The sequence below is a fragment of the Pseudoxanthomonas sp. CF125 genome, from assembly GCF_900104085.1.
GTDB lineage: Bacteria > Pseudomonadota > Gammaproteobacteria > Xanthomonadales > Xanthomonadaceae > Pseudoxanthomonas_A.
Genome location: NZ_FNLD01000002.1, coordinates 170,364 through 196,455, shown reverse-complemented (window position 1 = coordinate 196,455; position 26,092 = coordinate 170,364). Strand labels below are relative to the sequence as shown.

Below are 26,092 nucleotides of genomic sequence, written 5' to 3'. Positions count from 1 at the left end.
ATATGACGTCTTCCTGCACGTCGCGAGCGCGCTCCAAGCGCCGATGTTCGGCCACTGGTGGGCTGGAGCCCACCCTATGCAACCTCAACCCGCCGACCGTCGCGCAGCCACGCCCACGCTCCCGCCTTCCCGCCGCTTGGTGCCCGGCACCAGCATCGGCACCCGCTTGCGGTACTCGTCGTACTCCGGCAGTGCGGCCACCAGGTCGCGCTCTTCCAGCTGGATGGCGATCAGGATGTACGCGGTGGTCATCAGCGCGAACAGCAGATGGGTGACGGTCATGGTGGGCGTGGCCCAGAAGATGGTCAGCCATCCCACGTACAAGGGATGGCGCACCCAGCGATACAGGGTGGGCGTCTTGAACGGCAAATGGGTGTACGGCCGCCCGCGGAACTGCAGCCATACCTGGCGCAAGCCGAACAGGTCGAAATGGTTGAGCAGGAAGGTGGTGTACAGCAACAGCGCCCAGCCGACCGCATACAGCGCGTAGAGCGCCATGCGCGCGGTTTCGTTTTCCACGCTCCAGACCACTCCGCCGATCGGGCGCCAAGCCCAGAACAGCAGGATCAATGCGAGGCTGGAAAGCAGCGTGTAGGTGCTGCGTTCGGCCGATTCGGGAATGATCTTGGTCCACGCGCGCTTGAACGCCGGCCGCGCCATCACGCTGTGCTGCAGCGCGAACAGGGCCAGCAGGCCCAGATCGATCAGCACCGCGGCGCCGACGCTGGTGCTGCGCACCGAATCCATGGCCTTGGGCACCCACAGGTTGCCAATGAAGCCGATGGCGTACAGGAACGTGGCGAAGAACACGGCGTAACAGGCCACGCCGTAAAGCAGGATCAGGGAACGTTTCATCGGCGACCTCGATGCAATGGCGAAAAGCGTGCCCCCAAGCACGCGCAGCGGAAAACGGACGCCATAGCATCGTCCGCGCGGCGTGCGCCTGGCAGGTGAGCAATGTCCCGACGTGCGCCTGTTTTGCGTGTTCGATGGATGAACAATGTCCCGGCTACACTCCGGTCCAGTCCCTTCAGGGAGCCACCCATGCAGCAATCCATCCGCTACCTGACCACCGGCGGCGGCGCGCGCCTGGCCTGGGCGTCGATGGGCGCGGGCCAGCCGCTGGTGAAGGCGGCCAACTGGCTGAGCCACCTGGAATACGACCTGGAAAGCCCGATCTGGCGCCACTGGTCGCGTTTCTTCGGCGGCCATTTCCATTTCGTGCGTTACGACGAACGCGGTTGCGGCATGACCGGCGGCGACCCGCGCGGCCTGAACCTGCAGCACTGGCTGGGCGATCTGGAGGCCGTGGTGGACGCGGCGGCAATCGACCGGCCGTTCGCCCTGCTGGGCATATCGCAGGGCGCGGCGGCGTGCGTGGCGTATGCGGCCAAGCATCCGCAGCGCGTGTCCAAACTGGTGCTGTACGGCGCCTACGCGCGCGGACCCTATGAGCGCGGCGATGAGGAAAGCGCGCGCCTGTACCACGCCATCGCCGACATCGCACGGGTGGGTTGGGCCAACGAGAACCCGGTGTTCCGTCAATTGTTCACCTCGCGTTTCATCCCCGAAGCCACCGAGGCGCAGGTGCAGTGGTTCAACGAACTGGCGCGCACTACCACCACCGCCGAGGCGGCCGGCGCGCTGCTCGATTCGCGCGGCCACATCAATGTCGTGTCGCTGCTGCAACGGATCACCGTGCCCACGCTGGTGCTGCACGCGCGCCAGGACGGCGTGGTGCCGCTGGAGGAAGGGCGCTTGCTGGCGGCGGGCATTGCCGGTTCGCGGTTCGTGGAGCTGGAATCGCGCAACCACGTGCTGCTGGAGCACGAGCCGGCGTGGGAACGCTTCTGCACCGAAGTGCTGCAATTCCTCGGCGAGGGCGTCAGCGACAGCGATGCGCGATTGTCCGTGCTGACCGCTCGCGAACGCGCCATCGTCGCCGGCCTGGTCGCCGGCCGCACCAACGCGCAGATCGCCGCGTCGCTGTTCATCAGCGACAAGACCGTGCGCAATGCGCTGACCCGCATCTTCGAAAAACTGGGCGTGCGCTCGCGCACGCAGGCCATGGCCCTGTTGCGCGACGCGGACCTTCCGCGCTGAAGCACCCCGCGTCCTTGTAGAGCCGAGCTTGCTCGGCTGAAGCTTTCCACGGATCGAAAAGCAGCCGAGCAAGCTCGGCTCTACAAGGCGGCGCATTGCGGTAACAGGCATTTCGTTCTACCCAAAGTGGGTGCGCGTGAATATCCCTCGCCAGTAGCTGGGTCGGCGGCCGCTTCGTAAAGTGAGCATGCGGCCTGAAGGCAAGCGCGCTTGGCAGCGCATGTGCGACCAACCCTACCCTTGCCGAAACTGCACAACGCATCCCACCCGGCTGCGGCCGTTGCCCCCCCATCGCCTGCTACAGTTGCGGGTTGGTAGGTAGCGGTTGGGCCGACGTTCTCGATTTCGAATTGACCTATTACAACCACCAAATCGACGACGCCATCCAGACGGACGCACAGGACGGCGGCATGCCGCGCTGGCAATCCAATCCGCGCCTGGACTGGATGCGCGGTCCGCTGGACCCGGGCTGGACCGTCCACCATGTCCCTTCGTCGACCAGGAAGCGCTCGGACGGTTCCGGCAACAACCCTGAGCTTTCCCTAACATCGTTGGGACTATGCTCGGACCCGGATCCCGCCGATCCGGCGTTGTCGCGCAACAAGCCGGGGGCGACGACTCACCACGATGTGTACGCCGGCTGGAGCCGGCCATTCGGCGTCGAAACCCTCAAGGTTTCCATCGGCCCGAGCAATGCGTTCGCCAAGCAGCCGCCTACTTGCCTGAGCTGCTCTCTCAACGGCCACGACCCGGGCACGACTTGCCCGGACGGTTCTGGCATATGCAAGCCATCTGCCGTTTTCAGCGAGTCGCCAACCAGGAAACTGGCGCGCTCACGCTGCCGGCCGCTCCTTCACGACGATGCCGCTTCTGGCATAGGGATTTACCCATGAACGAAACCATCACTCCCCGCCGCTTCGTATCGAAAATGGATTCCGATATTCCCAAGCACTGGTTGCCGGGCAACGAATTCGTCTCTTCCCTCCTCAACGCCTATACCATCCTGGTGCCCGCCAACGAGGGCTTCTACGTGCGCACGCTGAAAGAGTGCATGCCGCAGCTGCACGACCAGCGATTGCGCGAACGCTGCGCGAAGTTCATCCACCAGGAGGCCCAGCATGGCGTTGCCCATGTGCGCTACTGGGAAAACCTGGACGACCAGGGCTACCGATTCCGCGTGTTCGAGCGCAACGTGGACAAGCTCGTGTTCCGCACCATGGAGAAGCTGGGCCCGTTGTGGCTGCGCGTGTCGCTGGTCAGTTGCGTGGAGCACATCAACGCCTACGTGGGCCACGAATTCCTTTCCCAGAACGTGCTGGCCGACGCCGACCCGAGGATCAAGGACCTGATGGAATGGCACTTCGCCGAAGAGATAGAGCACCGGCGTGTGGCGTTCGATCTGCTGCAGCACATGGCTCCCAGCTATCCGGTCAGGCTGCTCGGCTTCGCGCTGACGGTGGGCCTGTTCTACCTGCTGATGGGCGGCCAGGCGATCGCTTTGCTACGCCAGGACCGACTGTTGTGGCGCAGGAAGACCTGGACGCAGATCCGTTCGCACCTGGGTGCGGGCCATCACATGTTAAGGCGCACGCTGCGGCATTTGCTGGACTACCTGCGGCCTGGCTTCCACCCTTCGCAAATGGCCGACGATACGATGGCCGAAAAGGTGTTGACGCGTCTGGCGGCCACCGCGCCTCCAACGGTCGTCGCCACCGGGCGCACGCAGCGCAAAGCATGGGAGCAAGCTGCCTGAGCGCTCGTTGCGCTCGCCCCAGGATCATCGTCATCCCAGCGAAAGCTGGGATCCATTTTGATCTTGGCGCAACGTCAGAGGTCTCGCTACGCTCTCACCCCACATCCGCCCTTCGGCACCCCCGTATCGAGTCCGGGGCAGGCTCTTCTCCCTCAAGGGGAGAAGGACGCGTCCCTACCCGAATCTCATTCCACCGTAACGCTCTTAGCCAGATTCCGCGGTTTGTCCACATCCGTGCCACGCGCCAAAGCCGTGTGATAGGCCAGCAGCTGCACCGGAATGGTATGGACGATGGGGCTGAGCACGCCGGCATGGCGCGGGGTGCGGATCACGTGCACGCCTTCTGATTCGGTGAAGTTGCTGTCCTGGTCGGTGAACACGAACAGCTCGCCGCCGCGCGCGCGCACTTCCTGCATGTTGGATTTCACTTTTTCCAGCAGCTTGTCGTTGGGCGCGATCACCACCACCGGCATCGCCGCATCCACCAGCGCCAGCGGGCCGTGCTTGAGCTCGCCGGCCGGATAGGCTTCGGCGTGGATGTAGGAGATTTCCTTCAGCTTCAACGCGCCTTCCAGCGCGATGGGGTAATGCAGGCCGCGGCCGAGGAACAGCGCGTTCTGCTTGCTGGCGAATTTTTCGGCCCAGATCGCGATCTGCGGTTCCAGGTTGAGCGCATGCTGCACGCTGCCGGGCAGGAAGCGCAGTTGTTCCAGGTAGTCGGCTTCGTCGGCTTCGCTGACCGCGCCGCGGATCTTGCCCAGTACCACGCACAGCTGGAACAGCGCCGCCAGCTGGGTGGTGAAGGCCTTGGTGGAGGCCACGCCGATCTCGGCGCCGGCGCGCGTGTAGCAGACCAGCTCGCTGGCGCGCGGAATGGCGCTCTCCGGTACGTTGCACACCGACAGCGTGTGCTTGTGGCCCAGCGATTTGGCGTACTTCAGCGCTTCCATCGTGTCCAGGGTTTCGCCGGACTGGGAGATGGTGACGATCAAGTGCTTGGGATTGGCGAAGGCGGCGCGGTAGCGGTATTCGCTGGCGATCTCCACCGAACACGGCAAGCCGGAAATGGCTTCCATCCAGTAGCGCGCGGTCAGTCCGGCGTAATAGCTGGTGCCGCAAGCCAGGATCTGCACGCCTTCGACGTCGCGCAACACCGCTTCGGCGTTCTTGCCGAACAGCTCGGGCGAGAAACCGCCGTCGATCACCGCTTCGATGGTGTCGGCCAGGGCCCGCGGCTGTTCGTGGATTTCCTTCTGCATGAAGTGGCGGTACGGCCCCAGCTCCAGCGAGGCCAGCGACACATCGGAGACGTGCACTTCGCGCGAGACTTCGGTATCGGTGGAATCGAACACACGCACACCGCCGCGGCCGACTTCGGCGGTGTCGCCTTCTTCCAGGAAGATCACCCGGCGCGTGGCCTGCAGGATCGCCGAGACATCGGAAGCGACGAAGTTCTCGCCTTCGCCCAGACCCACCAGCAGCGGACAACCCATGCGCGCGCAGACCATGCGGTCCGGTTCCTTGCGGCTGACCACGGCCAATGCGTAGGCGCCGGTCAGGTCCTTGACCGCCCGCTGCAGCGCGGCGAGCAGATCGTTGCCTTCCTTCAGATAGTGATGGATGAGGTGGGCGATGACTTCGGTGTCGGTCTGCGATTCGAACTGGTAGCCCAGCCCGCGCAGGCGTTCGCGCTGTTCCTCGTGGTTCTCGATGATGCCGTTGTGGACCAGGGCCACGCCCTGGCTGATATGCGGATGGGCGTTGGCTTCGGTGACCCCGCCATGGGTGGCCCAGCGAGTGTGGCCGATGCCCAGGTGGGCGTGGAAGCCTTCGGCCAGCGCGGCGCTCTCCATCTCGGACACGCGTCCGGTGCGGCGCACGCGGCGTACGTCGCGTTCCTCGACCACGGCGATGCCGGCCGAGTCGTAGCCGCGGTATTCCAGCCGCTTCAGTCCTTCGATGAGTACCGGAACCACATCGCGATCCGCGATCGCGCCAACGATGCCGCACATGTATGACCGCTCCTGTCTTCTGGGTGTCCAGTGTAAACGCCGAAACCGCGGCGGACCGTCCGCACGGACGCCGAAAGTGTCCGCGCGGACACTGTGTCCGCCCAATATTTTCTTTTCATTCAATGACTTGAGATTGGCACAACCATTGCTTCGGTTATGACATCCAAGACCTAGCCTACGGACACCAGACCGCCCCATGGAAACCCGCGACCCTTTCCGCATCCGCGACACTTCGGCCCAGGACCATGCGATCAAGCCGGTGGCTTCGACCCGGCGCAATCGCAAGCCATGGCTGATCGGCGGCATCGCCGGCGCGGCGGTGCTGGCGCTGGCGGTCTGGGTGATCAGCGGCTGGATGTCCGGCGGACGTTCGTTCGATGCCTCCAAGGTGCGTGTGGCCGAGGTCACTCGCGGCGACCTGGTGCGGGATATTTCGGCCGACGGCCGGGTCATCGCCGCCAACAGCCCGACCCTGTACGCCATCGCCGGCGGCACGGTCGCCCTCAAGGTGGTGGCGGGCGATGTGGTGAAGAAAGGCCAGGCCCTGGCCGAAATCGACAGCCCTGAACTGCGCAGCAAGCTGGCCCAGGAAGGTTCGACTTTGGCCAGCATGGAAGCCGAAGCCAGCCGCGCTCTGCTGGACGCGCAGATCACCCGTTCCACCGCAGCCAAGTTGCTGGACCAGGCGCAGATCGAACGCACCGCCGCCCAGCGCGACCTGGAGCGTTACGAACGCGCCTACCAGGGCGGGGCCGTTTCGCAGAACGAATACGCCAAGGCGCAGGACGAACTGAAGAAGGCCGACATCGGCCTGGCCGCCGCCCGCAAGGACTCCGGATTGCAGGGCGAAGGCGCCGGGCTGGATTCGCGCAACAAGCGCCTGTTGGCCGACCGTCAGCGCGCGGTGGTGACCGAGTTGCAGCGCCAGGTCGATGCGCTCACCGTGCGCGCGCCCTTCGACGGGCAGATCGGCCAGGTGCAGATTCCGCAGGGCACCAACGTGGCCACCAACGCGCCGATCCTCAGCGTGGTGGACCTGAGCCTGTTCGAAGTCGAAATCAAGGTGCCGGAAAGCTTCGCCCGTGATCTGGCCATCGGCATGCCGGCGCAGATCACCAGCAACGGCATCCAGTACGCCGCGCAGGTGTCGGCGGTGTCGCCGGAAGTGGTCAACGGCGAGGTCAACGCCCGCTTGCGCTTCGCCGAGGGCAAGCAGCCGCCGGGCCTGCGCCAGAACCAGCGCCTATCCGCGCGCATCGTGCTGGACACGCGCCGCAACGTGCTGATGGTCGAGCGCGGTTCGTTCCTGGAACAGGACGGCGGCCGCTTCGCCTATGTCGTCGACGGCAGCCGCGCCGTGCGCCGCCCGATCCAGACCGGCGTCAGCAGCCTGGGCGCGGTGGAGATCGTCTCCGGCTTGCAGCCCGGCGAAAAAATCGTCGTCTCCGGCAGCGACCAGTTCGGCGATGCCGAACGCGTGACCATCCACTGATATGCAAAGTCTCAATGAACCGGGAAGCACGGCTTTTGCCCCCTTTGGAAAAGGGGGCTATGGGGGATTTGCTCTTGATCCTGATTTCATGAAGTGCGGAAACACGAGCAGAAGCAGCAGCAGGGGCAAGAGCGAATCCCCCTTGATCCCCCTTTTTCAAAGGGGGAGGTTCATGGCGGCGGTGTTGGCTACGTGCTTCCCGCAAGACCACTGACACCGAAACAAATCACCAACATCAATCACCGACAAAGGAAACTCCAATGCTAGACATGCGCCAGGTCTCGAAGGTCTACCGCACCGCGATGGTCGAAACGCACGCATTGCGTTCGCTCGACCTGCATGTGAAAGAAGGCGAATTCGTCGCCGTCACCGGTCCGTCGGGATCGGGCAAGACCACTTTCCTCAACATCGCCGGCTTGCTTGAGAACTTCACCGGCGGCGAATTCACCCTGGATGGAGAGAACGTGAAAGGCCTGTCCGACGATGCGCGCAGCCGCCTGCGCAACCAGAAGATCGGCTTCATCTTCCAGGGCTTCAACCTGATCCCCGACCTCAACCTGTTCGACAACGTCGATGTACCGCTGCGCTACCGCGGCATGCCCGCCAGCGAACGCAAGCAACGCATCGAGGAAGCGCTGGCTCAGGTAGGCCTGGGCTCGCGCATGAAGCATTTCCCGGCCGAACTCTCCGGCGGCCAGCAGCAGCGCGTGGCCATCGCCCGCGCGCTGGCCGGCAAACCGCGCCTGCTGCTGGCCGACGAACCGACCGGCAACCTGGACTCGCAGATGGCGCGCGGCGTGCTGGAACTGCTGGAAGACATCAATTCCAAAGGCACCACCATCGTCATGGTGACCCACGACCCGGAACTGGCCGCGCGCGCGCAGCGCAACGTGCACATCGTCGACGGTATGGCCACCGATCTGTCGGTGGAACCAAGCCTGATCCGCGTGGCCCAGTCCGCCGAAGCAACGTTGTAGAGCGGGCATCGCCCGCCCAGGACCAACCGATACCGCGCGCGGCGGGCAATGCCCGCCATAGGGAGAGAAACATGTTCGGCTATTATTTCAAACTCGCACTGCGCAGCTTCAAGCGCAACAAGGTGCTGACCGCACTGATGGTGCTGGCGATCGCCCTGGGCATCGGCGCCAGCATGACCACACTGACCGTGTTCTACGTGCTGTCCGGCGATCCGATACCGCAGAAAAGCGGCAAGCTGTTCTACGTGCAGATGGATCCGGCGACGATGGATGGCTACGTCGCAGGCGAAGATCCCCAGAGCCAGATGACGCGCTTCGATTCCGAAGCCTTGCTGCGCGACAAGCGCGGCGACCGTCAGGCGATGATGTCGGCGGGCGGGCTGGCCATCCAGCCCGAGAAACAGGGCATGACCCCCTTCACGGTCGAATCGCGCTATACGTCCAGCGATTTCTTCGACATGTTCGACGTTCCTTTCGCCTACGGCCAGGGCTGGGGAGTGAAGGAGGACGAGGCGCGCGAGCGGGTGGCGGTGATCACCAAGGACCTCAACGACAAGCTGTTCGGCGGCAACAGCGTCGGCAAGAGCATCCGCCTCAACGAGCACGAGTTCCGCATCATCGGCGTGACCGAAAAGTGGCGTCCGACGCCGCGCTTCTTCGACCTCACCCAGAGCCATTACGGCGAAGGCGAGGAGGTCTATATCCCCTTCTCGACCTCACGCGCGCTGAAATTGGGGAGCAGCGGCGACATGACCTGCTGGGGGGATGAGCCGAACGACGACCCCGAAGGTTCCAACGGCCTCAACGCGCCCTGTGCGTGGATCCAGTACTGGGTGCAGTTGGACAGCGCGGAGAAGGAAGCGGCCTATCGCCGGTACCTGATCAACTATTCCGACCAGCAGCGCAAGGCCGGCCGCTTCGAACGGCCTACCAATACGCGCCTGAGCAACGTCATGACCTGGCTGGATGAGAACAAGGTGGTGCCGGGCGATGTGCGTCTGCAGACCTGGCTGGCATTCGGCTTCCTGCTGGTGTGCCTGTTGAATACGGTGGGCCTGCTGCTGGCCAAGTTCCTGCGCCGCGGCAGCGAGATCGGTGTGCGGCGTGCGCTCGGCGCATCGCGCCGGGCCATCTTCATGCAATGCCTGGTGGAGGCGGGAACGATAGGGATCGCAGGAGGAATACTGGGCCTCGGCCTGGCGATGCTGGGCCTTTGGGCCGTACGCCAGCAGCCGTCCGACTATGCCTCGCTGGCGCATCTGGACCCGGTGATGCTGGTGACGACTTTGGTCCTGGCCATCGTCGCCAGCTTGCTGGCGGGGCTGCTGCCCGCTTGGAGCGCGATGCAGGTCACGCCGGCCATCCAGCTCAAATCGCAGTGAGCGCATCGCAATGAATCCAATCGCAATGAATCTTGTCGAAATCACGATATAGAACGGAGAACCACCATGGACATCCGCCCCATTCTTTCCACCCTGCTGCGGCACAAGACCGCCGCCGCCCTGATCGTGCTGGAGATCGCGCTGAGCTGCGCCATCGTCTGCAACGCGCTGTTCCTGATCGGCAATCGCCTGGAGCGCATGCAACGCCCTACCGGACTTGCGGAAAGCGAGATCGTGCGCATCCGCGTCAACGGAATCTCCCGGAATGAGGACGCCGCCGCGGTTACCAAGGCCGATCTGGCCGCTTTGCGCGGCATTCCCGGGGTGAAATCCGCTTCCGCAAGTCTTCAGGTTCCGTTCGGTGGCTCGTCCTGGAACAGCGGGGTAAGGCTGGGAAAAGACCAGAAGATTTCCAATCTCAGTCTGTCGACCTACATGGGCGGTCCGGATCTGTTCGATACGCTTGGCCTGAAGCTGATCGCCGGGCGCCAATTCCAGCAGAATGAATTGATCGAATGGAAAACGCTGCAGGGGCCCGGCTTCAACGGCAACATCCCGGTCGTCCTGATCACCAAGGCGGTGGCGGACAAGCTCTACCCGGGACAGGACCCGATCGGCAAGGGTTTCTATTCGTGGGGCGACGATCCGCACCGCGTGATCGGCGTCGTCGACACCCTGGTGCGTCCGAACGACAACGACGGCCCTGCGGCGAACGGATATTCGGCCATCTTCCCGGTGAACCTGACCTACGAATCCGGCAACACCTATCTGCTGCGTGTTGCCGATCCTTCGCGCCGCGACGAGATCATGAAGACGGCGCTGAAGGTCCTGGAGAGCAGCGGGCCCACGCGCATCATTCCCGAGGACGATGCGAAGACCTTCGAGACCATGCGCAACGAGTACTACCGCCAGGATCGCGCCATGGCCTGGATGCTGGGCGTGGTGATCGTCGCCCTGCTGGTGGTGACCGCGCTGGGCATCGTCGGGCTGGCCAGCTTCTGGGTACAGCAGCGCACCAAGCAGATCGGCGTGCGCCGTGCGCTGGGCGCCACCCGCGGCCAGATCCTGCGCTATTTCCAGACCGAGAATTTCCTGCTGGCCACCATCGGCATCGTGCTGGGCATGCTGTTCGCTTACGCCATCAACCAGCTGCTGATGGGCAAATACGAACTGCCGCGCCTGCCGCTGATCTACCTGCCGGTCGGCGCGACGCTGCTATGGCTGCTGGGTCAGATCGCGGTGTACGGCCCGGCGCGCAAGGCCGCTTCGGTACCTCCGGCGGTGGCCACGCGCAGTGCGTGACCCGGTCTGATAGATCCAGGTTCATTGCGGGAGGGGCTGCGGCCCCGGCACTCGAGGACTCAAGGCCTCGGGTACCGAAGTCCCTCCCGCAGTTTTGGATTTTTCCTGGTTCATGGTCGGCTGCTTATAGTCGCTTCCTCCCCCGGAGCGAGCCGCCCATGAACAGAATACTGATTCTTCCGCTGTCCCTTGCGCTTGCCTTTTCGGCCTGCCTTTCGGTCGCGGCGCAGACTACCGACGCGCCCGCCGACAGCGGCGTGTTCGTGTCCGAAGGCACGCTGGACACGTATGTGGGCACCTACGTCATCTCGCCCGGTTTCGAATTGAAAGTGTGGCGTGAAGGCGAACGGTTGATGCTGCAGGCAACGGGCCAGGCCGCATGGCCGCTGCTGGGAATTTCGGAGACGGTGTTCCGCGTGCAGGCGGTGGACGCGAAGGTCAGCTTCGGAGTCAACGCTGCAGGCGAGGCGGATCAGGTGGTGTTGTTCATGGATGGGCGCGAGACCAAGGCGATCAGGAAGCGGTAGCGATTGCCCAGTCGCAAGAAGAGTGGATTGTTGAACCATAAAAATGAAGGCGAGCCCCTCTCCCGCTCGCGGGAGAGGGTGCCGAAGGCGGATGAGTGAACGCCGAAGCCGAACAAGCTGCCGCTGAATCAGCTGACTCGAAGCCGCGCCCTCATCCGGCCTGTCGGCCACCCCGTATCAAGTACGGGGCAAGCCCTTCTCCCGCATGCGGGAGAAGGGCTAGTTCCCGAAACACCCGTCGTCGTTAGCGTCCAGTTCTTCTGATCTTTCGCAGGAATTTCTCATGATCAAGTTGCGTCTACCCGTATTGCTCGCGCTGCTCGCCTCTGCGCTGCATACCGCACCACTGCAAGCCGCCGGACAATCGCCCGCAGACGGACAGGCCCCCGCACCTCTGTCCAACGAAATCGCCGCACTCGACACCCGCGTCTTCGACGCCTTCAACCACTGCAACGAACCCGGACGCCTGGAAGAACACGCCGGCTACTTCTCCCCAGACGTCGAGTTCTACCACGACACCGGCGGCGTCACCTGGACCCGCGATGCGATGATCGCCAATACCAAGAAATACGTCTGCGGCCACTTCACCCGCCAGCTCATCCCCGGTAGCTTGAAGGTCTACCCGATCAAGGATTTCGGCGCCCTCGCCCAGGGCGTGCATCGCTTCTGCCAGCTCGACGGCGGCAAGTGCGAAGGCGCCGCCGATTTCGCCATCGTCTGGCGCCAGCGCGACGGCCAGTGGCAGATCACCCGGGTGCTGAGCTACGGGCACCATGCGCTGGCCGATGCGCAATGACGTTACGATGCGCGCTTTGACCCAGAGACCCTGAAACCCGCATGCCCAGCCTGCTGATCATCGACGACAACCCCGCGGTCGCCACCGCGCTGGAAGTGCTGTTCTCGCTGCACGATATCTCCACCCTGCACGCGCAGACACCGGAGGCGGGGCTGGCGATGCTGCAGAACGAATCGGTGGACCTGGTGATCCAGGACATGAATTTCACCGAGGACACCACTTCGGGCGACGAGGGCGTGGCGCTGTTCGCGCAGATCCGCGCACGGCACCCGGACCTGCCGGTGATCCTGCTGACCGCCTGGACGCATCTGAGCAGCGCGGTGGAACTGGTCAAGGCCGGCGCAGCCGACTATGTGGCCAAGCCGTGGGACGACCGCAAACTGCTGGCCACCGTCAACAACCTGCTGGAACTGGCCGAGGCGCGCAGCGAGCTGGACCGGCGCCGTAATCGCGAACGGGCCCGCCAGGAGCAACTGGCGCAGAAATACGATCTGCGCGGTGTGGTGTTCGACGACCCGGCCAGCGAACGGGTGATCGCGCTGGCCTGCCAGGTCGCCCGTTCCGATTTGCCGGTGCTGATCACCGGGCCCAACGGCAGCGGCAAGGAAAAGATCGCCGAAATCGTGCAGGCCAATTCGTCGGTGAAGAACGGCGCGTTCGTGACCCTCAATTGCGGTGCGCTGCCTTCGGAATTGATCGAGGCCGAACTGTTCGGCGCCGATGCCGGCGCCTACACCGGCGCCAACAAGGCCCGTGAAGGAAAATTCGAAGCGGCCGACGGCGGCACGCTGTTCCTGGACGAAATCGGCAACCTGCCGCTGGCCGGCCAAATGAAGCTGTTGCGCGTGCTAGAGACTGGCCGCTTCGAGCGCCTGGGTTCCAACCGCGAACGCCACGTCACCGTGCGCGTGATCAGCGCGACCAATGCGGACCTGCCCGCCCTGATCCGCGACGGCAGTTTCCGCGAAGACCTCTACTACCGCCTCAATGCCATCGAGCTGGCGCTGCCGCCGCTGGCCGAACGCCCGGGCGACATCCTGCCGCTTGCCGAGAGCTTCCGCCCTGCCGACAAGCCGATCGGCGACAGTGCCCGCAGCGCGTTGCTACGCCACCCCTGGCCCGGCAATGTGCGCGAACTGCGCAATGTCGTGCAGCGCGCCGGACTGCTGGCCAGCGGCGACCGCATCGAAGCGGCCGATCTCAATCTGCCCAAGGCCACGATGGTGAAACAGGCTTCGGTGACGGAGCCGGACCGCGCCGGGATAGAAGCCGCGCTGGCGCGCGCCGGCGGCGTGATCGCCCAAGCCGCCGCCGATCTGGGGCTCAGCCGCCAGGCGCTGTACCGGCGCATGGAACGTTTCGGCATCAAGCTTCCATGAGCCGGCAGCGATGACAGGCCTGACCATCCGCCGCTCCGTCGTGGGCCGGCTGTTCTTCTGGCTGCTGCCCTTGTTGGCGGCCTCCATCGCCTTGCCGCTATTGCTGCTGCAATGGCTGGACGACGCGAAACTGGTGGCGTTGCTGTCCGCACTGGTGATCGTGCCGCTGGCGGCAGTGGTGGTACGGCGCGCGCTGGCGCCATTGAATTCCCTATTCCGCGCGCTCGCCGGCAGCGTCAACACCTATCGTGACGGCGAGTACAACTTCGGCATCCATTGGCAAGGAAAAGACGATCTGGGCGACCTGGTGCGTTCGCACGCGGAACTGGGCGATGTGCTGCGCGAGCAGCGGCAAGGACTGGTGCAGCGCGAACTGCTGCTGGACACGATGGTGCAGAACACGCCCGTGGCGATGCTGTTGATAGCGCCCGGCGGCGATGGCGAGCGCCGCGTGGTGTTCGCCAACCTGGCCGCGCGCAAACTGCTGCACAGCGGCTGGAAACTGGAAGGCCAGCGCTTCGACGATCTGATGTCGGCCGCGCCGGTGGAAATGCGCGAGGCCATGCAACGCGGCGGCGACAGCCTGTTCGCTATCGGCAACGAAGAGGAAGACGAGGAAGAACAGGTTTACCACTTGTCGCGCCGCCACTTCCGTCTCAACGGCCGCAAGCACGAACTGCTGTTGCTGCGCCTGCTGACCAATGAACTGCGCCGCCAGGAAGTGCAGACCTGGAAGAAGGTCATCCGCGTGATCAGCCACGAGTTGAACAACTCGCTCGCGCCTGTCGCTTCATTGGCCCATTCCGGCGCGGAGCTCGTCCGGCGCGGACGCAACGAGCGGCTGGAGGAGATTTTCGGCACCATCGAGGAACGTGCGCGGCATCTGGAAGGGTTCATCCGCGGCTATGCGCGTTTCGCCAAGCTGCCGCAGCCGCTGCTGAACACCGTGGACTGGACGAATTTCCTGTCCGGCCTGCAACGGCAGATCGGATTCGAGCTGGAAAGCCCCACCGAGGGAATGAGCAGCCGCATCGATCAGGCACAGATGGAACAGGCGCTGTTGAATCTGCTCAAGAACGCGCACGAGGCGGGCGGGGAAGGTGCCGCCGTCAGCGTGAAGTTGACCCGCCTGCCGGACTGGCTGCGTATCGAGGTGCTGGACCGTGGCAGCGGCATGAACGAGGCGGTGCTGCAGAATGCGCTGGTGCCTTTTTATTCGACCAAGCGCAACGGCACCGGGCTGGGGCTGGCGTTGACGCGCGAGATAGTGGAAGCGCATGGCGGCCGGCTGTCGATGCATAACCGCGAAGGCGGTGGGTTGTGCGTGGCGATACAGTTGCCGGATGTAGGTTAGCGCTGGAAGCCAAGTTCCAGGGCTGGCTCTGTCGCCAGTCAGTGATGGCATCCGGCATCAACTCAGGAGCAGCGATGTTTTCGCAACCATGCGAGACGGCCCGCCGTGTGCCCCCTTTGAAAAAGGGGGCAGCAAAGCGCGTATAGCGATTTGCGGGGGATTTGCTCTTCGCGCCAAGAGCAAATCCCCCGTCACCCGCCTTGCGGGCGCCCGCCCCCTTTTTCAAAAGGGGGCATTTAGTGGCTCGTCGGGTTACTCTGAATCAGTCCGCGCCGTCGCCCACTCTGCGCTGCATCACCACCCGCAGCGGCATGGGAAATCCGAGCATCCGTTCCCTCGCGACGATCTCCACCAGCTGGGGTCCCCATTGCGACGGGTACATTTCAACGAAACCGCGCGCGGCATAGAACGGCGCATTCCACGGCACATCGCGCAGCGTGGTCAGCGTCATCGCGGGAAATCCGCGCACCGAAGCCTCCGTGCAGACTGATTCAAGTAGCGCGCCGCCGATGCCGCGACGGCCGTGTTCCGGCATGACGTCCATTTCGAACAGATGCGCATGGCCGTCTATTTCGCCGCACAACGCGAAGCCTACTGCCTGTCCCTCCAGTTCAGCCACATGCAAGATTCCTTGCGCGATACCGTCCTGGAGGTTCTGCGGCGACAAGCTGTGCATGGCGAAGATGTCGTAGGCGCCATGGCCCAGCAATAGCTCGGCGGCACGGCGTTCGACTTCCAGCAACACCTCTACGTCGGCTTCGGTTCCAGCGCGCAATAACAGCCCACCAACCGGCTCCCGTCTTTTAGAGTCGAGCTTGCTCGGCTGCTTTTGGCGAATCACGTTCATCGCACGGATTCAGCGGGACCGCGAGGCATCGATCCTGGCCATCAGCCACTGCAATCCGGCCAGATGCTGCTGGTCGTGGCTGCACAGCATGTGCACCAGTCCGCGCACGGTGATCGGCGCACCATCGAAGACCGCGGTGCGATCGGACTGCTCGGCCGTCAACGTCGAAATGGTTTCAAGCGTCTTCGCGCGGGCGATGCGGAATGCGGCAAAGACTTCGAGCGGATCGGCAGCGGCGTAGCCGCGCTCCATCGCCAGCGTCTCGCCGTCCACGTTCTCCAGCGTGGGATTGGCTTCCTGCAACGCGCGCCGGAAGCGCTCGTGGTACCCATCCACTTCGATATCGCGCACATGGCAGATCTGCTCGATGGCGCTGAAGGGTTCGCTGGGGATGCCTTCCCATGAATCCGGCTTCCAGCTCCTGAAATCCGTAGGAATCACTTCAAAGAACTCTTGGAGCTGTTGCGGGAAAGCAGCAATGGCCGTGAGAGTGGTCCGGTTCATAACCGCATTCCCAACCAGATTACAGACTCAGTCGACGCGGAAACTATCGGCGTCAGCACGCGGCGCCAGAACCCGTCCGCTCCGTGGCTTATCGATTGATCGTGATGCTGTTGTTCTTCTTCGATGATGGCGGAAATTGCGGCAATGGCTTCCGGGTCCAAGCCTTGCAACACCGCGAGCTGCTCGGTCAGATGCCGAAGCACGACGCTCTCTACGGCAGCCGTAGTCGCTGCAATGGCTTTTTCCCCCAGCAGGCCGGTGATCAGGCCCAGCGTTAAGCCGCCGCATGCGCACAGCCAGTAGCTGCGGCAACGGGCACGACCTCGCCGTTGCAACTCCGCTTCGAACAGAGCGCGATGGCGGCGCTCATGCGAACGGACTTCGATGAGTTCATCGACCATGGCGGGCGCCGTGATTCGCGCCATCAGGATCTGGCCCATATAGATGCTGACCGCGCCGTGCTCGCCCGCATGGTTGACCTTGACGATGCGGTCGCCCAATGCAGGATCTACGACGGATCGCTCTGCGAGTTCCATAAGTCTTGACGCCTGAATTAAGCTGGCCCGCGAAACGGCTTCGGCTTGAATAAACCTTTAGGCTCCAATCGAGCTGAAGCCAGTGGCATGACTGTACCAATATCTTGCCGCCGATAGCGCCCGCAGTGCACAGGAATCGCATACAGGCACGCCACGGACCGCGGCGTAGGCGTGCGCTTGGCCGCAATAGCCGCACGGAACAGCGGCAAGCTGAGCGGAGTTGGTGGTTTGAGCCACCAGGAACTCAGCGCACTTCTCACAGACATAACCATCCAGGCCAGACGCAGTGGGACCGCCGCACTCGACGAGCTGTAGTGCGCAGGTCCTTGCGCAGGATTCCTCAAATGTTAGGTGACGTCTTTCCATCGAGGTCTACCGCTTCTTCGGCCGCTGCCAACCCTCGAGCGTCTGCTGCCGTGCACGCGTGAGGGTGAGCTTGTCTGCCGGCGCATCCTTGCCGATTACCGAGCCGGCGCCGATGGTGGCGTTGGCGCCGATGGTGACCGGCGCCACCAAGGCCGAGTTGGAGCCGATGAAGGCGCCGTCTTCGATGGTGGTGGTGAACTTGTTCACGCCGTCGTAGTTGCAGGTGATGGTGCCGGCGCCGATATTGACGCCGCTGCCGATCACGGCATCGCCCAGGTAGGTCAAGTGGTTGGCCTTGCTGCCGAGGCCCAGCGTGGCCTTCTTGGTTTCCACGAAGTTGCCCACGTGCACGCCGTCGGCCAGCACCGTGCCCGGGCGCAGGCGCGAGTACGGGCCGATCTGCGCGGCGCCTTCGGCCACGACTCCGTCGAGATCGCAATGCGCGCGCACCAAGGTGCCAGCGCCCAGCTTGACGTCCTTCAAGCGCGTGAACGGACCGATGCTGACGCCGTCGCCCAATTCCACATGGCCTTCCAGCACCACGTCCACGTCGATCTCCACGTCGCGGCCCACCGTTACCGTGCCGCGCTGGTCGAAGCGCGCCGGATCCAGCAGGCGTGCGCCCTGCGCGCAGATCGCGCGCGCCTGGCGTAGCTGGAACGCGCGTTCGAGCTGGGCGAGCTGCCAGGGATCGTTGGCGCCTTCGGCTTCGATAGCCTCACCCACCAGCACCATCTCGGCGGCGCTGAATTCGGCAGCGGCGGCGGCGAACACATCGGTCAGGTAGTACTCGCCCTGCGCGTTGTCGTTGGACAGATGCGCCAGCCAGCGCTTCAATGCGGTGGATTCGGCGGCGATGATGCCGGTGTTGATGACGCGGATGCGGCGTTGTTCCTCGTCGGCGTCCTTCTGTTCGACGATGGCGGCCACGCGGCCTTCGGCATCGCGCACGATGCGGCCGTAGCCGGTGGGGTCGGCAACCTCGGCGACCAGTACGGCCAGCCTTCCCGGCGCTTCCAGCAGACGCTGCAGGGTTTCGCTGCGGATCAGCGGCACATCGCCGTACAGCACCAGCACGGTGGCCGCATCGGGCACCTTGGGCATGGCCTGCTCCACCGCATGGCCGGTGCCCAGCTGCTGCGCCTGCTGCGCCCATTGCAGATCGGTTTGCTCGGCGAAGGCGGCCTGCACCTGATCGCCGCCGTGGCCGTGGACCACGTGGATGCCGGCCGGATTCAACGCGCGCGCGGCGGCGATGACCTGGGCCAGCATCGGTTGCCCGGCGATGGGCTGCAGCACTTTCGGCTTGGCCGAACGCATGCGCTTGCCTTCGCCGGCGGCGAGGATGATGACGTGCAGGGGTCCGGCCATGTGCGCTCCAGCGATTCGGTGTCGTGACCCATTCTAAATCGGCGCGCTGTTAGCATGCGCGCGATGATTTCGATCCCGTCCTCCCGTTCCGCCTCCTCGACGCCACCCTTGATTCCCGTTACGCCCCGCTGGCAACTGGCGCTGCTGTGGGCCGGCGTGCCGCTGTGCACGCTCGGTTTTTTCCAGTACCGGTTGTGGGAACACTGGCATTCGGGCCGTTTCGGCGAACTGCTGGTGCTGGCCGCACTGTCGGCATTGCTGGCATGGCCGCTGCGTCGGTTCGCGCGCTGGTCGTGGGCCGCGGCGCTAGCGCTGCCTTGGAGCCTGGCGTTGGTGTTGTTCGCAGGTCCGGTTCCGGTGGCGGCGACGCTGGTGCTGGCGGCGCTGGCCCTGGCGCTTGGCGGCTTGCTGCTGAGGCAGGAATCGCTGCCCTTGCAGCTGGTCGCCGGGCTGGTTCTGTTAGGCGGGTCGCTGGCATGGCTGCTGCCGTTGCCGGTGCACTACGCCTGGAGCTACCTGGGCCTGGCCATCGTGATGGTGGCTCTGGCCCGTAATCGCATGCTCCCGTCGCTGCGCCATGCGCGGGACCAGTGGCGCGATGCGGTGGCCGCACATCCGCGTGCGGCCGCCCTGGCGGTGCTGGCGTTGGGCCTGGCCAGCACCGGCTGCTGGCTGCCGACTCTGCAGGTGGACGATCTGGGCTACCACCTGCGCCTGCCGTGGGAGCTGCTACAGGACGGCCGCTATGCGATGGATGCCGAAACCCACATCTGGGCGCTGGCCCCGTGGCTGGGCGACGTGCTGCAGGCGTTTCCGCAGGTCATCGGCGGCGGCGAAGCGCGCGGCCCGGTGAATGCGCTGTGGATCCTGCTCGCCGCAGCGGGCGTATGGCGGTTGGCCGCTGAGCTGGGCGGCGATGCGCTTGCACGCTGGGCCTCTGTGGCGCTGTACGCCAGTTTGCCGCTAACTGCGGTGCTGGCCGGCAGCATGCAGACCGAAACACCCACGGCCGCACTGCTGGTGTGGCTGGTGGTACTGATCGCACGGGCACCGGTGCAAGGCTCTCGAGGATTGTATGCAGGCGCAGTGCTGGTGGGAGGGCTGTTAGCCTTGAAACTGGCTGCTGCGGCAATGGCGATCGTGCTGTTGCCCTGGGCGCTGTGGCGCCATCGCGCAGCGCTGCGGCCAGGTGCGGTGCTGCTCGCCGGCGCCCTGTCGCTGGCGGTCGGGGCCAGCAGCTATGTCTATGCCGCGGTGCTGACCGGGAATCCTTTTCTGCCGCTGTTCAATGCCTGGTTCCGTTCGCCCTACTTCGCCACGGCCGATTTCGACGACACGCGCTGGCACGCCGGATTCGATGCGTGGCTGCCCTGGCATCTGACTTTCGATACCGGCCGCTATCTGGAAGCATTCGCTGGCGGTGGCGGATTTGTTCTGGTGGTGCTGGCCGGCGCCTGGATCCTGGCGCTGATCCAACGCAGGACTTCGGCCATCGCCGCGATGCTGGCGCTGAGCATGGCCATTCCCATCATTCCGATGCAGTACCTGCGCTATGTGTTTCCCGCCTGCGTGGCAATGCTGCCGTTGCTTGCGGTGACCACCGCGCGCGCGGATCCGCGGCGCGCCGGTTGGATGCTGGCGGGCTTGTGCGTGCTCAACCTGGCGTTCCAGGCCAATGGCCATTGGATGCTGCGGACGGGCGCAATAAAGGAAACCGTATTGGCGCTGGGCGATGATGCGGCCTCGTTCCGCCATTACGCGCCGGAACGGATCCTGCTGGCCCGCATGCGCGTTGCATCGCCCGGCATGGGTAACGTGCTGGCGCTGGATGCGGAAGTGCCGCACGCGGCCGAAACCGGCGTGCGGGCGCGCACGGTCTCGCGCTACGACCCCTCGCTTGCGGCCGCCGCCGCGCTGGCCGACCACGACCCGACCGGTGCGGCCTGGCAGTCGCTGTTTGAACGCGAGCGCATCGGTGAAGTGCTGTTGCGCAAGGACACGCTCAATCCCGCGCAGCGCGCAGGCCTGCAACGGGCTGGTGCGGTCATGCGCGGCGAACAGGGTCCGGCGCAGTGGTGGAGCATCGCAACCGGGGGCCAGCGACCATGAGCGTCCTGCGCCAGGGCCGCTGCTACCTGCTGATCGGCGTGCTGCAGTGGCTGCTGGACTGGGGCGTGATGGTCGGCCTGAGCCATGCGGGCATGCTGGTGGAACCGGCCAATGTGGCCGGCCGCATCAGTGGTGCGCTGCTGGGTTTCTGGTTGAACGGACGCATCACCTTCACCGGCGACGAACATCATCTGGGACGCAAGCCGCTGCTGCGCTTCCTGGCCATGTGGTTGATGACCACCTTCGTGAGCACCTGGGCTATCGGCAACATCGACGACTGGTTCGGCCTGCGCTGGGCGTGGATGGCCAAACCTGCGGTCGAACTTGCGCTGGGCGTGATCGGTTTCCTGCTGTCGCGTCATTGGGTCTACAAACACTGACCCCGCTTTGTAGAGCCGAGCTTGCTCGGCTGCTCTTGGCACGCGATAAAGAGCAGAGCGTAGGGCGGGTCTTGACCCGCCATCCGGGTTATCGCGATGTTGCCTGAAGGCGGGTCAAGACCCGCCCTACGTTGTGGATTGCGAATAAAAACGCCGGCACTAGGCCGGCGTTTCGGGATTGCTATGGCGATAAAGCTCAGTGCTTGAGGTTCTTGCGCAAGCGCTCCAGCGCCTGCAGCTGCACGGTCGCTTCGACCAGCTTCTGCTGCGCCTCGGCCACGTCCATCGCTTCGCCACGGTTGGCCAGCACGCGCTCGGCTTCTTCCATGGCCGCGCGCACGGCGGCTTCGTCGATGTCCTGCGCGCGGATCGCGGTGTCGGCCAGCACCGTGACCACTTGCGGCTGCACTTCCAGGATGCCGCCGCTGATGGCGAAGTCCAGGTGTTCGCCGCTGGGCAGGGTCACCACGACCTTGCCCGGCTTGAGGCGCGTGATCAGCGGCGCGTGGCGGGGCGCGATGCCCAGCTCGCCCTGTTCGCCGGTGGCCACGACCAGCGTCGCTTCGCCGTGGAAGATTTCCTGCTCGGCGCTGACGATATCGCAACGGATGGTAGATGCCATGATCAACCTTTGACTGCATAGGGTGGGTTCAAGCCCACCACGGATTATCGCGATGGCGGGCCAGGGCCCGCCCTATGTTGCTTATGCTTTTTCGGCCAGCTTCTTGGCCTTCTCGACCGCTTCTTCGATGCCGCCGACCATGTAGAACGCCTGCTCCGGCAGGTGGTCGTACTCGCCGTCGCAGATCGCCTTGAAGCCGCGGATGGTGTCCTTAAGCGACACGTACTTGCCTGGCGAACCGGTGAACACTTCGGCCACGTGGAACGGCTGGCTGAAGAAGCGCTCGATCTTGCGCGCGCGCGACACGGCCTGCTTGTCTTCTTCCGACAGCTCGTCCATGCCCAGGATGGCGATGATGTCCTTCAGTTCCTTGTACTTCTGCAAGGTGGACTGGACGCGGCGCGCGGTGTCGTAGTGTTCGTGGCCGATCACGTTCGGATCGAGCTGGCGGCTGGTGGAGTCCAGCGGATCGACGGCCGGGTAGATACCCAGCGCGGCGATGTTGCGCGACAGCACCACGGTGGCGTCCAAGTGGGCGAAGGTGGTGGCCGGCGACGGGTCGGTCAGGTCGTCCGCGGGCACGTACACGGCCTGGATCGAGGTGATCGAGCCGGTCTTGGTCGAGGTGATGCGTTCCTGCAGCACGCCCATTTCCTCGGCCAGGGTCGGCTGGTAACCCACGGCCGACGGCATGCGGCCGAGCAGCGCGGAGACTTCGGTGCCGGCCAGGGTGTAGCGGTAGATGTTGTCGACGAAGAACAGCACGTCGCGGCCCTTGCCGTCGGCGTCTTTTTCGTCGCGGAAGTATTCGGCCATGGTCAGGCCGGTCAGCGCGACGCGCAGACGGTTGCCCGGCGGCTCGTTCATCTGGCCGTACACCATCGCGACCTTCGACTCTTTCATGTTGTCGAGCTTGATGACGCCGGCTTCGGCCATCTCGTGGTAGAAGTCGTTGCCTTCGCGGGTGCGCTCGCCCACGCCTGCGAACACGGACAGACCCGCATGCTCGGTGGCGATGTTGTTGATCAGCTCAAGCATGTTGACGGTCTTGCCGACGCCGGCGCCGCCGAACAGGCCGACCTTGCCGCCCTTGGCGAACGGGCACATCAGGTCGATCACCTTGATGCCGGTTTCCAGCAGGTCGTTGCCCGAAGACTGCTCCGCGTAAGCGGGCGCGGGGCGGTGGATTTCCCAGTGCTCGGTCGCTTCGACCGGACCGGCTTCGTCGATCGGCTCGCCCAGCACGTTCATGATGCGGCCCAGGGTGCCCGCGCCGACCGGCACCGACACGGCCTTGCCGGTGTTGGTGGCGATCAGGTTGCGCTTCAGGCCGTCGGTGGAACCGAGCGCGATGGTGCGCACGATGCCGTCGCCCAGCTGCTGCTGCACTTCCAGCGTGATGGCGGTGTTGTCCACCTTCAACGCGTCGTAAATCTTCGGCACCTCGGTGCGCGCGAATTCGACGTCGACGACGGCGCCGATGATCTGAACGATCTTGCCCTGACTCATGTTGGTTACTCCGGTTATCTATTTCGTTGCCGATTTACACCGGCGAATGGATTGTTTGAGATCTGGGATTGGAGATTCGGGATTCGTGGAAGCGCGGATCGCGGCCGTTACGAATCTCCAATCCCAAATCCCGAATCCGACTACACCGCTGCAGCGCCGCCGACGATTTCCGAAATCTCTTGCGTGATCGCCGCCTGACGGGCCTTGTTGTAGACCAGTTGCAGGTCGCCGATCAGCTTGGTCGCGTTGTCGCTGGCCGACTTCATGGCCACCATGCGCGCGGCGTGTTCGGACGCCACGTTTTCCAGCACGGCCTGGTACACCAGCGACTCCACGTAGCGCGTCAGCACGTGTTCGAGCACGGTGGCGGCGTCGGGTTCGTAGATGTAGTCCCAGTCGTGGTGGGTGATCTGGGTATCGGCGGCCGGCAACGGCAGCAGCTGGTCGAACGCCGCGCGCTGGGTCATGGTATTCACGAAATCGTTGTAGACCAGGTACACGCGGTCGACCTTGCCCGATTCGTACGCATCCAGCATGACCTTGACCACGCCCACCAGCTGTTCCAGCTGCGGACGGTCGCCCAGGTGGGTGACGCTGGCCAGCATGTTGACCTTGATGCGGCGGAAGAAGGCCGAGGCCTTCTGACCGATGGTGACCACATCGACTTCGGCGCCCTTGTCCTGCCACTGGCGCACTTCGCCCAGGGTCTTGCGGAACAGGTTGTTGTTGAGGCCGCCGGCCAGGCCGCGGTCCGAGGAAACGATGATGTAGCCGACGCGCTTGATCTCCGCGCGCTCCACCAGGAACGGATGCTGGTACTCGGAATTGGCCTGTGCCAGATGGCCGATGACCTGCTTCATGGCGCGCGCGTACGGACGCGAGGCCTTCATGCGGTCCTGCGCCTTGCGGATTTTCGAGGCCGAGACCATTTCCAGCGCGCGCGTCACCTTGCGGGTGTTCTGCACGCTCTTGATCTTGGTTTTGATTTCTCTGCCGCTTGCCATTCTTGTTTCCTGCGTAGGGCGGGTCTTGACCCGCCTTTGGCTAACCTATCGATTCCGCAATGGCGGGTTAAAACCCGCCCTACGTCTTACCAGCTGCCCGTCGTCTTGAACTCGGTGATGCCGTTCTTGAACGCCGTTTCGATCTCGTCGTTCCAGTCGCCGCTGGCGTTGATCTTCTCGATCAGCGCGCCTTGGGTATTAGCGAAATGCGCGTGCAGGCCCTCTTCCAGCGCCAGCAGCTTGTTCACCGGCACATCGTCCAGGTAGCCCTCGTTGACCGCGTAGATCGACAACGCCTGGTTGGCGATGGACATCGGCTGGTACTGCTTCTGCTTCATCAGCTCGGTGACGCGCTGGCCGCGCTCGAGCTGCTTGCGGGTGGCTTCGTCCAGGTCCGAGGCGAACTGCGCGAACGCAGCCAGCTCGCGGTACTGGGCCAGCGAGATGCGGATACCGCCGGACAGCTTCTTGATGATCTTGGTCTGGGCGGCGCCGCCGACGCGCGACACCGAGATACCGGCGTTCACGGCCGGACGGATACCGGCGTTGAACAGGTCGGTTTCCAGGAAGATCTGGCCGTCGGTGATGGAGATCACGTTGGTCGGCACGAATGCGGACACGTCGCCGGCCTGCGTTTCGATCACCGGCAGCGCGGTCAGCGAACCGGTCTTACCCTTCACCGCGCCGTTGGTGAACTTCTCCACGTATTCCTCGGACACGCGCGCGGCGCGTTCCAGCAGGCGGCTGTGCAGGTAGAACACGTCGCCCGGATAGGCTTCGCGGCCCGGCGGACGCTTCAGCAGCAGCGAGATCTGGCGGTAGGCCACGGCCTGCTTGGACAGATCGTCGTACACGATCAGGGCGTCTTCGCCGCGATCCATGAAGTATTCGCCCATGGTGCAGCCGGAGTAGGCGCTGATGTACTGCATGGCGGCCGATTCGGACGCGGTGGCGGCCACCACCACGGTGTGGGCCAGGGCGCCGTTTTCTTCCAGCTTGCGCACCACGTTGGCGACGGACGAGGCCTTCTGGCCGATCGCCACGTACACGCACTTAATGCCGGTGCCCTTCTGGTTGATGATGGCGTCGATGGCCAGCGCGGTCTTGCCGGTCTGGCGGTCGCCGATCACCAGCTCGCGTTGGCCGCGGCCGATCGGGATCATGGCATCGACGGTCTTGTAACCGGTCTGCACCGGCTGCGACACCGACTTGCGCCAGATCACGCCCGGGGCCACGCGCTCTACCGGCGCGGTCATCTTGGCGTCGATCGGGCCCTTGCCGTCGATCGGCTCGCCCAGCGCGTTGACCACCCGGCCCAGCAATTCGGGACCGACCGGCACTTCCAGGATGCGGCCGGTGGTCTTGGCCACGTCGCCCTCGCGCAGGTTTTCGTAGTCGCCCAGCACCACGGCGCCGACCGAGTCGCGCTCCAGGTTCAGGGCCAGTGCGAAGGTGTCGTTGGGCAGTTCGATCATTTCGCCCTGCATCACGTCGGCCAGGCCGAAGATGCGCACGATGCCGTCGGACACGCTGGTCACGGTGCCTTCGTTGCGGGCTTCGGCGGCCAGCTTGACCTTCTCGATCCGGGTCTTGATCAGTTCGCTGATTTCGGAGGGGTTGAGCGTGGTTGCCATTTTTTGGGTTCCTGTGTCGTGCGCCACAATTGGCGACACGCGGGTTTCTTCAATTTGTTTTGGGATTGGAGATTTGGGATTCGGGATTCGTAAAAGCTGCCGTGGTTGCTTTTGCCAATCCCGAATCCCAAAT

At 64.4% G+C, this 26,092-nt stretch carries 23 protein-coding genes and 1 pseudogene; 14 read left to right on the top strand and 10 right to left on the bottom strand.

The features are described from left to right. Window positions 1–84: 84 nt before the first annotated feature. Complete coding sequence (gene mddA, locus BLR66_RS10320; protein WP_093285384.1) at window positions 85–855, bottom strand: methanethiol S-methyltransferase; 771 nt, start codon at window positions 853–855, stop codon at window positions 85–87. 189 nt (window positions 856–1,044) lie between these two features. On the opposite strand from mddA, the gene BLR66_RS10315 reads away from it, so the two are divergent. The 3 genes from BLR66_RS10315 to BLR66_RS10310 all read left to right on the top strand — a co-directional run bounded on the left by BLR66_RS10315 (window position 1,045) and on the right by BLR66_RS10310 (window position 3,856). Then, the gene (locus tag BLR66_RS10315) at window positions 1,045–2,103 is read left to right on the top strand and encodes an alpha/beta fold hydrolase (RefSeq protein ID WP_093285379.1); all 1,059 of its coding nucleotides are present in this window, start codon (window positions 1,045–1,047) and stop codon (window positions 2,101–2,103) included. A 350-nt stretch (window positions 2,104–2,453) separates the two neighbouring features. After that, window positions 2,454–2,996, top strand: coding sequence for a hypothetical protein (locus BLR66_RS19215; protein WP_176943836.1), 543 nt, complete (start codon window positions 2,454–2,456; stop codon window positions 2,994–2,996). Further along, window positions 2,993–3,856 carry a metal-dependent hydrolase gene (locus tag BLR66_RS10310; RefSeq protein ID WP_176943835.1) on the top strand — a complete coding sequence of 288 codons (864 nt, stop codon included), beginning with the start codon at window positions 2,993–2,995 and terminating at the stop codon, window positions 3,854–3,856. The genes BLR66_RS19215 and BLR66_RS10310 overlap by 4 nt, the downstream gene beginning before the upstream one ends. 185 nt (window positions 3,857–4,041) lie before the next feature. Here BLR66_RS10310 and glmS read toward each other — a convergent pair whose 3' ends face one another. Next, window positions 4,042–5,868: a glutamine--fructose-6-phosphate transaminase (isomerizing) gene (gene glmS / locus BLR66_RS10305; protein WP_093285371.1), complete on the bottom strand. Its 1,827-nt coding sequence runs from the start codon at window positions 5,866–5,868 to the stop codon at window positions 4,042–4,044. Between the two features lie 196 nt (window positions 5,869–6,064). Here glmS and BLR66_RS10300 point away from each other — a divergent pair, with 196 nt between their 5' ends. The 9 genes and pseudogenes from BLR66_RS10300 (at window position 6,065) to BLR66_RS10265 (ending at window position 15,077) form a co-directional block, all read left to right on the top strand. Beyond that, the gene (locus BLR66_RS10300) at window positions 6,065–7,360 is read left to right on the top strand and encodes an efflux RND transporter periplasmic adaptor subunit (RefSeq protein WP_093285368.1); all 1,296 of its coding nucleotides are present in this window, start codon (window positions 6,065–6,067) and stop codon (window positions 7,358–7,360) included. 260 nt (window positions 7,361–7,620) lie between these two features. Further along, complete coding sequence (locus BLR66_RS10295; protein ID WP_093285364.1) at window positions 7,621–8,337, top strand: ABC transporter ATP-binding protein; 717 nt, start codon at window positions 7,621–7,623, stop codon at window positions 8,335–8,337. Between the two features lie 71 nt (window positions 8,338–8,408). Then, window positions 8,409–9,719 (top strand): ABC transporter permease, encoded by a 1,311-nt coding sequence (locus BLR66_RS10290; RefSeq protein WP_093285361.1) that lies wholly within the window; start codon window positions 8,409–8,411, stop codon window positions 9,717–9,719. A 66-nt stretch (window positions 9,720–9,785) separates the two neighbouring features. Further along, window positions 9,786–11,021: an ABC transporter permease gene (locus tag BLR66_RS10285; RefSeq protein WP_093285358.1), complete on the top strand. Its 1,236-nt coding sequence runs from the start codon at window positions 9,786–9,788 to the stop codon at window positions 11,019–11,021. Window positions 11,022–11,179: 158 nt separating this feature from the next. Beyond that, window positions 11,180–11,548: a DUF3471 domain-containing protein gene (locus BLR66_RS19210; protein ID WP_176943834.1), complete on the top strand. Its 369-nt coding sequence runs from the start codon at window positions 11,180–11,182 to the stop codon at window positions 11,546–11,548. 283 nt (window positions 11,549–11,831) lie between these two features. Further along, on the top strand, window positions 11,832–12,344 hold the full coding sequence (locus tag BLR66_RS10275) for a nuclear transport factor 2 family protein (protein ID WP_093285349.1): 513 nt from the start codon (window positions 11,832–11,834) through the stop codon (window positions 12,342–12,344). 41 nt (window positions 12,345–12,385) lie between these two features. Continuing rightward, window positions 12,386–13,300: pseudogene (locus BLR66_RS10270) on the top strand (sigma 54-interacting transcriptional regulator); the annotation flags it as partial. 158 nt (window positions 13,301–13,458) lie between these two features. Then, window positions 13,459–13,737, top strand: coding sequence for a hypothetical protein (locus BLR66_RS19410; protein ID WP_255402581.1), 279 nt, complete (start codon window positions 13,459–13,461; stop codon window positions 13,735–13,737). After that, the gene (locus BLR66_RS10265) at window positions 13,734–15,077 is read left to right on the top strand and encodes a sensor histidine kinase (RefSeq protein ID WP_093285340.1); all 1,344 of its coding nucleotides are present in this window, start codon (window positions 13,734–13,736) and stop codon (window positions 15,075–15,077) included. The genes BLR66_RS19410 and BLR66_RS10265 overlap by 4 nt, the downstream gene beginning before the upstream one ends. Before the next feature lie 262 nt (window positions 15,078–15,339). Here BLR66_RS10265 and BLR66_RS10260 read toward each other — a convergent pair whose 3' ends face one another. The 4 genes from BLR66_RS10260 to glmU all read right to left on the bottom strand — a co-directional run bounded on the left by BLR66_RS10260 (window position 15,340) and on the right by glmU (window position 18,701). Then, the gene (locus BLR66_RS10260; RefSeq protein WP_255402430.1) at window positions 15,340–15,852 is read right to left on the bottom strand and encodes a GNAT family N-acetyltransferase; all 513 of its coding nucleotides are present in this window, start codon (window positions 15,850–15,852) and stop codon (window positions 15,340–15,342) included. An 81-nt stretch (window positions 15,853–15,933) separates the two neighbouring features. Continuing rightward, window positions 15,934–16,428: a DinB family protein gene (locus BLR66_RS10255; RefSeq protein WP_093285332.1), complete on the bottom strand. Its 495-nt coding sequence runs from the start codon at window positions 16,426–16,428 to the stop codon at window positions 15,934–15,936. Beyond that, window positions 16,425–16,964, bottom strand: a complete 540-nt coding sequence (locus BLR66_RS10250; RefSeq protein ID WP_093285329.1) for a demethoxyubiquinone hydroxylase family protein — start codon at window positions 16,962–16,964, stop codon at window positions 16,425–16,427. The genes BLR66_RS10255 and BLR66_RS10250 overlap by 4 nt, the downstream gene beginning before the upstream one ends. A 372-nt stretch (window positions 16,965–17,336) precedes the next feature. Beyond that, the gene (glmU, locus tag BLR66_RS10245) at window positions 17,337–18,701 is read right to left on the bottom strand and encodes a bifunctional UDP-N-acetylglucosamine diphosphorylase/glucosamine-1-phosphate N-acetyltransferase GlmU (protein ID WP_093285326.1); all 1,365 of its coding nucleotides are present in this window, start codon (window positions 18,699–18,701) and stop codon (window positions 17,337–17,339) included. 63 nt (window positions 18,702–18,764) lie between these two features. Between glmU and BLR66_RS10240 the strand changes: the two genes are divergently transcribed. Both BLR66_RS10240 and BLR66_RS10235 read left to right on the top strand, forming a co-directional pair. Next, entirely contained in the window at window positions 18,765–20,810 is a 2,046-nt protein-coding gene (locus BLR66_RS10240) for a glycosyltransferase family 39 protein (protein ID WP_143014614.1), read from the top strand. Beyond that, window positions 20,807–21,190, top strand: coding sequence for a GtrA family protein (locus BLR66_RS10235; RefSeq protein ID WP_093285319.1), 384 nt, complete (start codon window positions 20,807–20,809; stop codon window positions 21,188–21,190). The genes BLR66_RS10240 and BLR66_RS10235 overlap by 4 nt, the downstream gene beginning before the upstream one ends. A gap of 196 nt (window positions 21,191–21,386) precedes the next feature. Here the strand turns inward: BLR66_RS10235 and BLR66_RS10230 are convergent, their stop codons facing one another. The 4 genes from BLR66_RS10230 to atpA form a co-directional block, all read right to left on the bottom strand. Then, window positions 21,387–21,812 (bottom strand): F0F1 ATP synthase subunit epsilon, encoded by a 426-nt coding sequence (locus BLR66_RS10230; protein ID WP_093287747.1) that lies wholly within the window; start codon window positions 21,810–21,812, stop codon window positions 21,387–21,389. Window positions 21,813–21,893: 81 nt separating this feature from the next. Beyond that, window positions 21,894–23,321, bottom strand: coding sequence for a F0F1 ATP synthase subunit beta (gene atpD, locus BLR66_RS10225; RefSeq protein WP_093285316.1), 1,428 nt, complete (start codon window positions 23,319–23,321; stop codon window positions 21,894–21,896). Between the two features lie 140 nt (window positions 23,322–23,461). Continuing rightward, window positions 23,462–24,325 carry a F0F1 ATP synthase subunit gamma gene (gene atpG / locus BLR66_RS10220; protein WP_093285313.1) on the bottom strand — a complete coding sequence of 288 codons (864 nt, stop codon included), beginning with the start codon at window positions 24,323–24,325 and terminating at the stop codon, window positions 23,462–23,464. Between the two features lie 86 nt (window positions 24,326–24,411). After that, window positions 24,412–25,959 carry a F0F1 ATP synthase subunit alpha gene (gene atpA / locus BLR66_RS10215; protein ID WP_093285310.1) on the bottom strand — a complete coding sequence of 516 codons (1,548 nt, stop codon included), beginning with the start codon at window positions 25,957–25,959 and terminating at the stop codon, window positions 24,412–24,414. Window positions 25,960–26,092 lie beyond the last annotated feature (133 nt).

Coding starts and splice junctions, on each gene's coding strand:
- mddA (WP_093285384.1), bottom strand. CDS start 855: ATGAAACGTTCCCTGATCCTGCTTTACGGCGTGGCCTGTTACGCCGTG.
- BLR66_RS10315 (WP_093285379.1), top strand. CDS start 1,045: ATGCAGCAATCCATCCGCTACCTGACCACCGGCGGCGGCGCGCGCCTG.
- BLR66_RS10310 (WP_176943835.1), top strand. CDS start 2,993: ATGAACGAAACCATCACTCCCCGCCGCTTCGTATCGAAAATGGATTCC.
- glmS (WP_093285371.1), bottom strand. CDS start 5,868: ATGTGCGGCATCGTTGGCGCGATCGCGGATCGCGATGTGGTTCCGGTA.
- BLR66_RS10300 (WP_093285368.1), top strand. CDS start 6,065: ATGGAAACCCGCGACCCTTTCCGCATCCGCGACACTTCGGCCCAGGAC.
- BLR66_RS10295 (WP_093285364.1), top strand. CDS start 7,621: ATGCTAGACATGCGCCAGGTCTCGAAGGTCTACCGCACCGCGATGGTC.
- BLR66_RS10290 (WP_093285361.1), top strand. CDS start 8,409: ATGTTCGGCTATTATTTCAAACTCGCACTGCGCAGCTTCAAGCGCAAC.
- BLR66_RS10285 (WP_093285358.1), top strand. CDS start 9,786: ATGGACATCCGCCCCATTCTTTCCACCCTGCTGCGGCACAAGACCGCC.
- BLR66_RS19210 (WP_176943834.1), top strand. CDS start 11,180: ATGAACAGAATACTGATTCTTCCGCTGTCCCTTGCGCTTGCCTTTTCG.
- BLR66_RS10275 (WP_093285349.1), top strand. CDS start 11,832: ATGATCAAGTTGCGTCTACCCGTATTGCTCGCGCTGCTCGCCTCTGCG.
- BLR66_RS10265 (WP_093285340.1), top strand. CDS start 13,734: ATGACAGGCCTGACCATCCGCCGCTCCGTCGTGGGCCGGCTGTTCTTC.
- BLR66_RS10255 (WP_093285332.1), bottom strand. CDS start 16,428: ATGAACCGGACCACTCTCACGGCCATTGCTGCTTTCCCGCAACAGCTC.
- BLR66_RS10250 (WP_093285329.1), bottom strand. CDS start 16,964: ATGGAACTCGCAGAGCGATCCGTCGTAGATCCTGCATTGGGCGACCGC.
- glmU (WP_093285326.1), bottom strand. CDS start 18,701: ATGGCCGGACCCCTGCACGTCATCATCCTCGCCGCCGGCGAAGGCAAG.
- BLR66_RS10240 (WP_143014614.1), top strand. CDS start 18,765: ATGATTTCGATCCCGTCCTCCCGTTCCGCCTCCTCGACGCCACCCTTG.
- BLR66_RS10235 (WP_093285319.1), top strand. CDS start 20,807: ATGAGCGTCCTGCGCCAGGGCCGCTGCTACCTGCTGATCGGCGTGCTG.
- BLR66_RS10230 (WP_093287747.1), bottom strand. CDS start 21,812: ATGGCATCTACCATCCGTTGCGATATCGTCAGCGCCGAGCAGGAAATC.
- atpD (WP_093285316.1), bottom strand. CDS start 23,321: ATGAGTCAGGGCAAGATCGTTCAGATCATCGGCGCCGTCGTCGACGTC.
- atpG (WP_093285313.1), bottom strand. CDS start 24,325: ATGGCAAGCGGCAGAGAAATCAAAACCAAGATCAAGAGCGTGCAGAAC.
- atpA (WP_093285310.1), bottom strand. CDS start 25,959: ATGGCAACCACGCTCAACCCCTCCGAAATCAGCGAACTGATCAAGACC.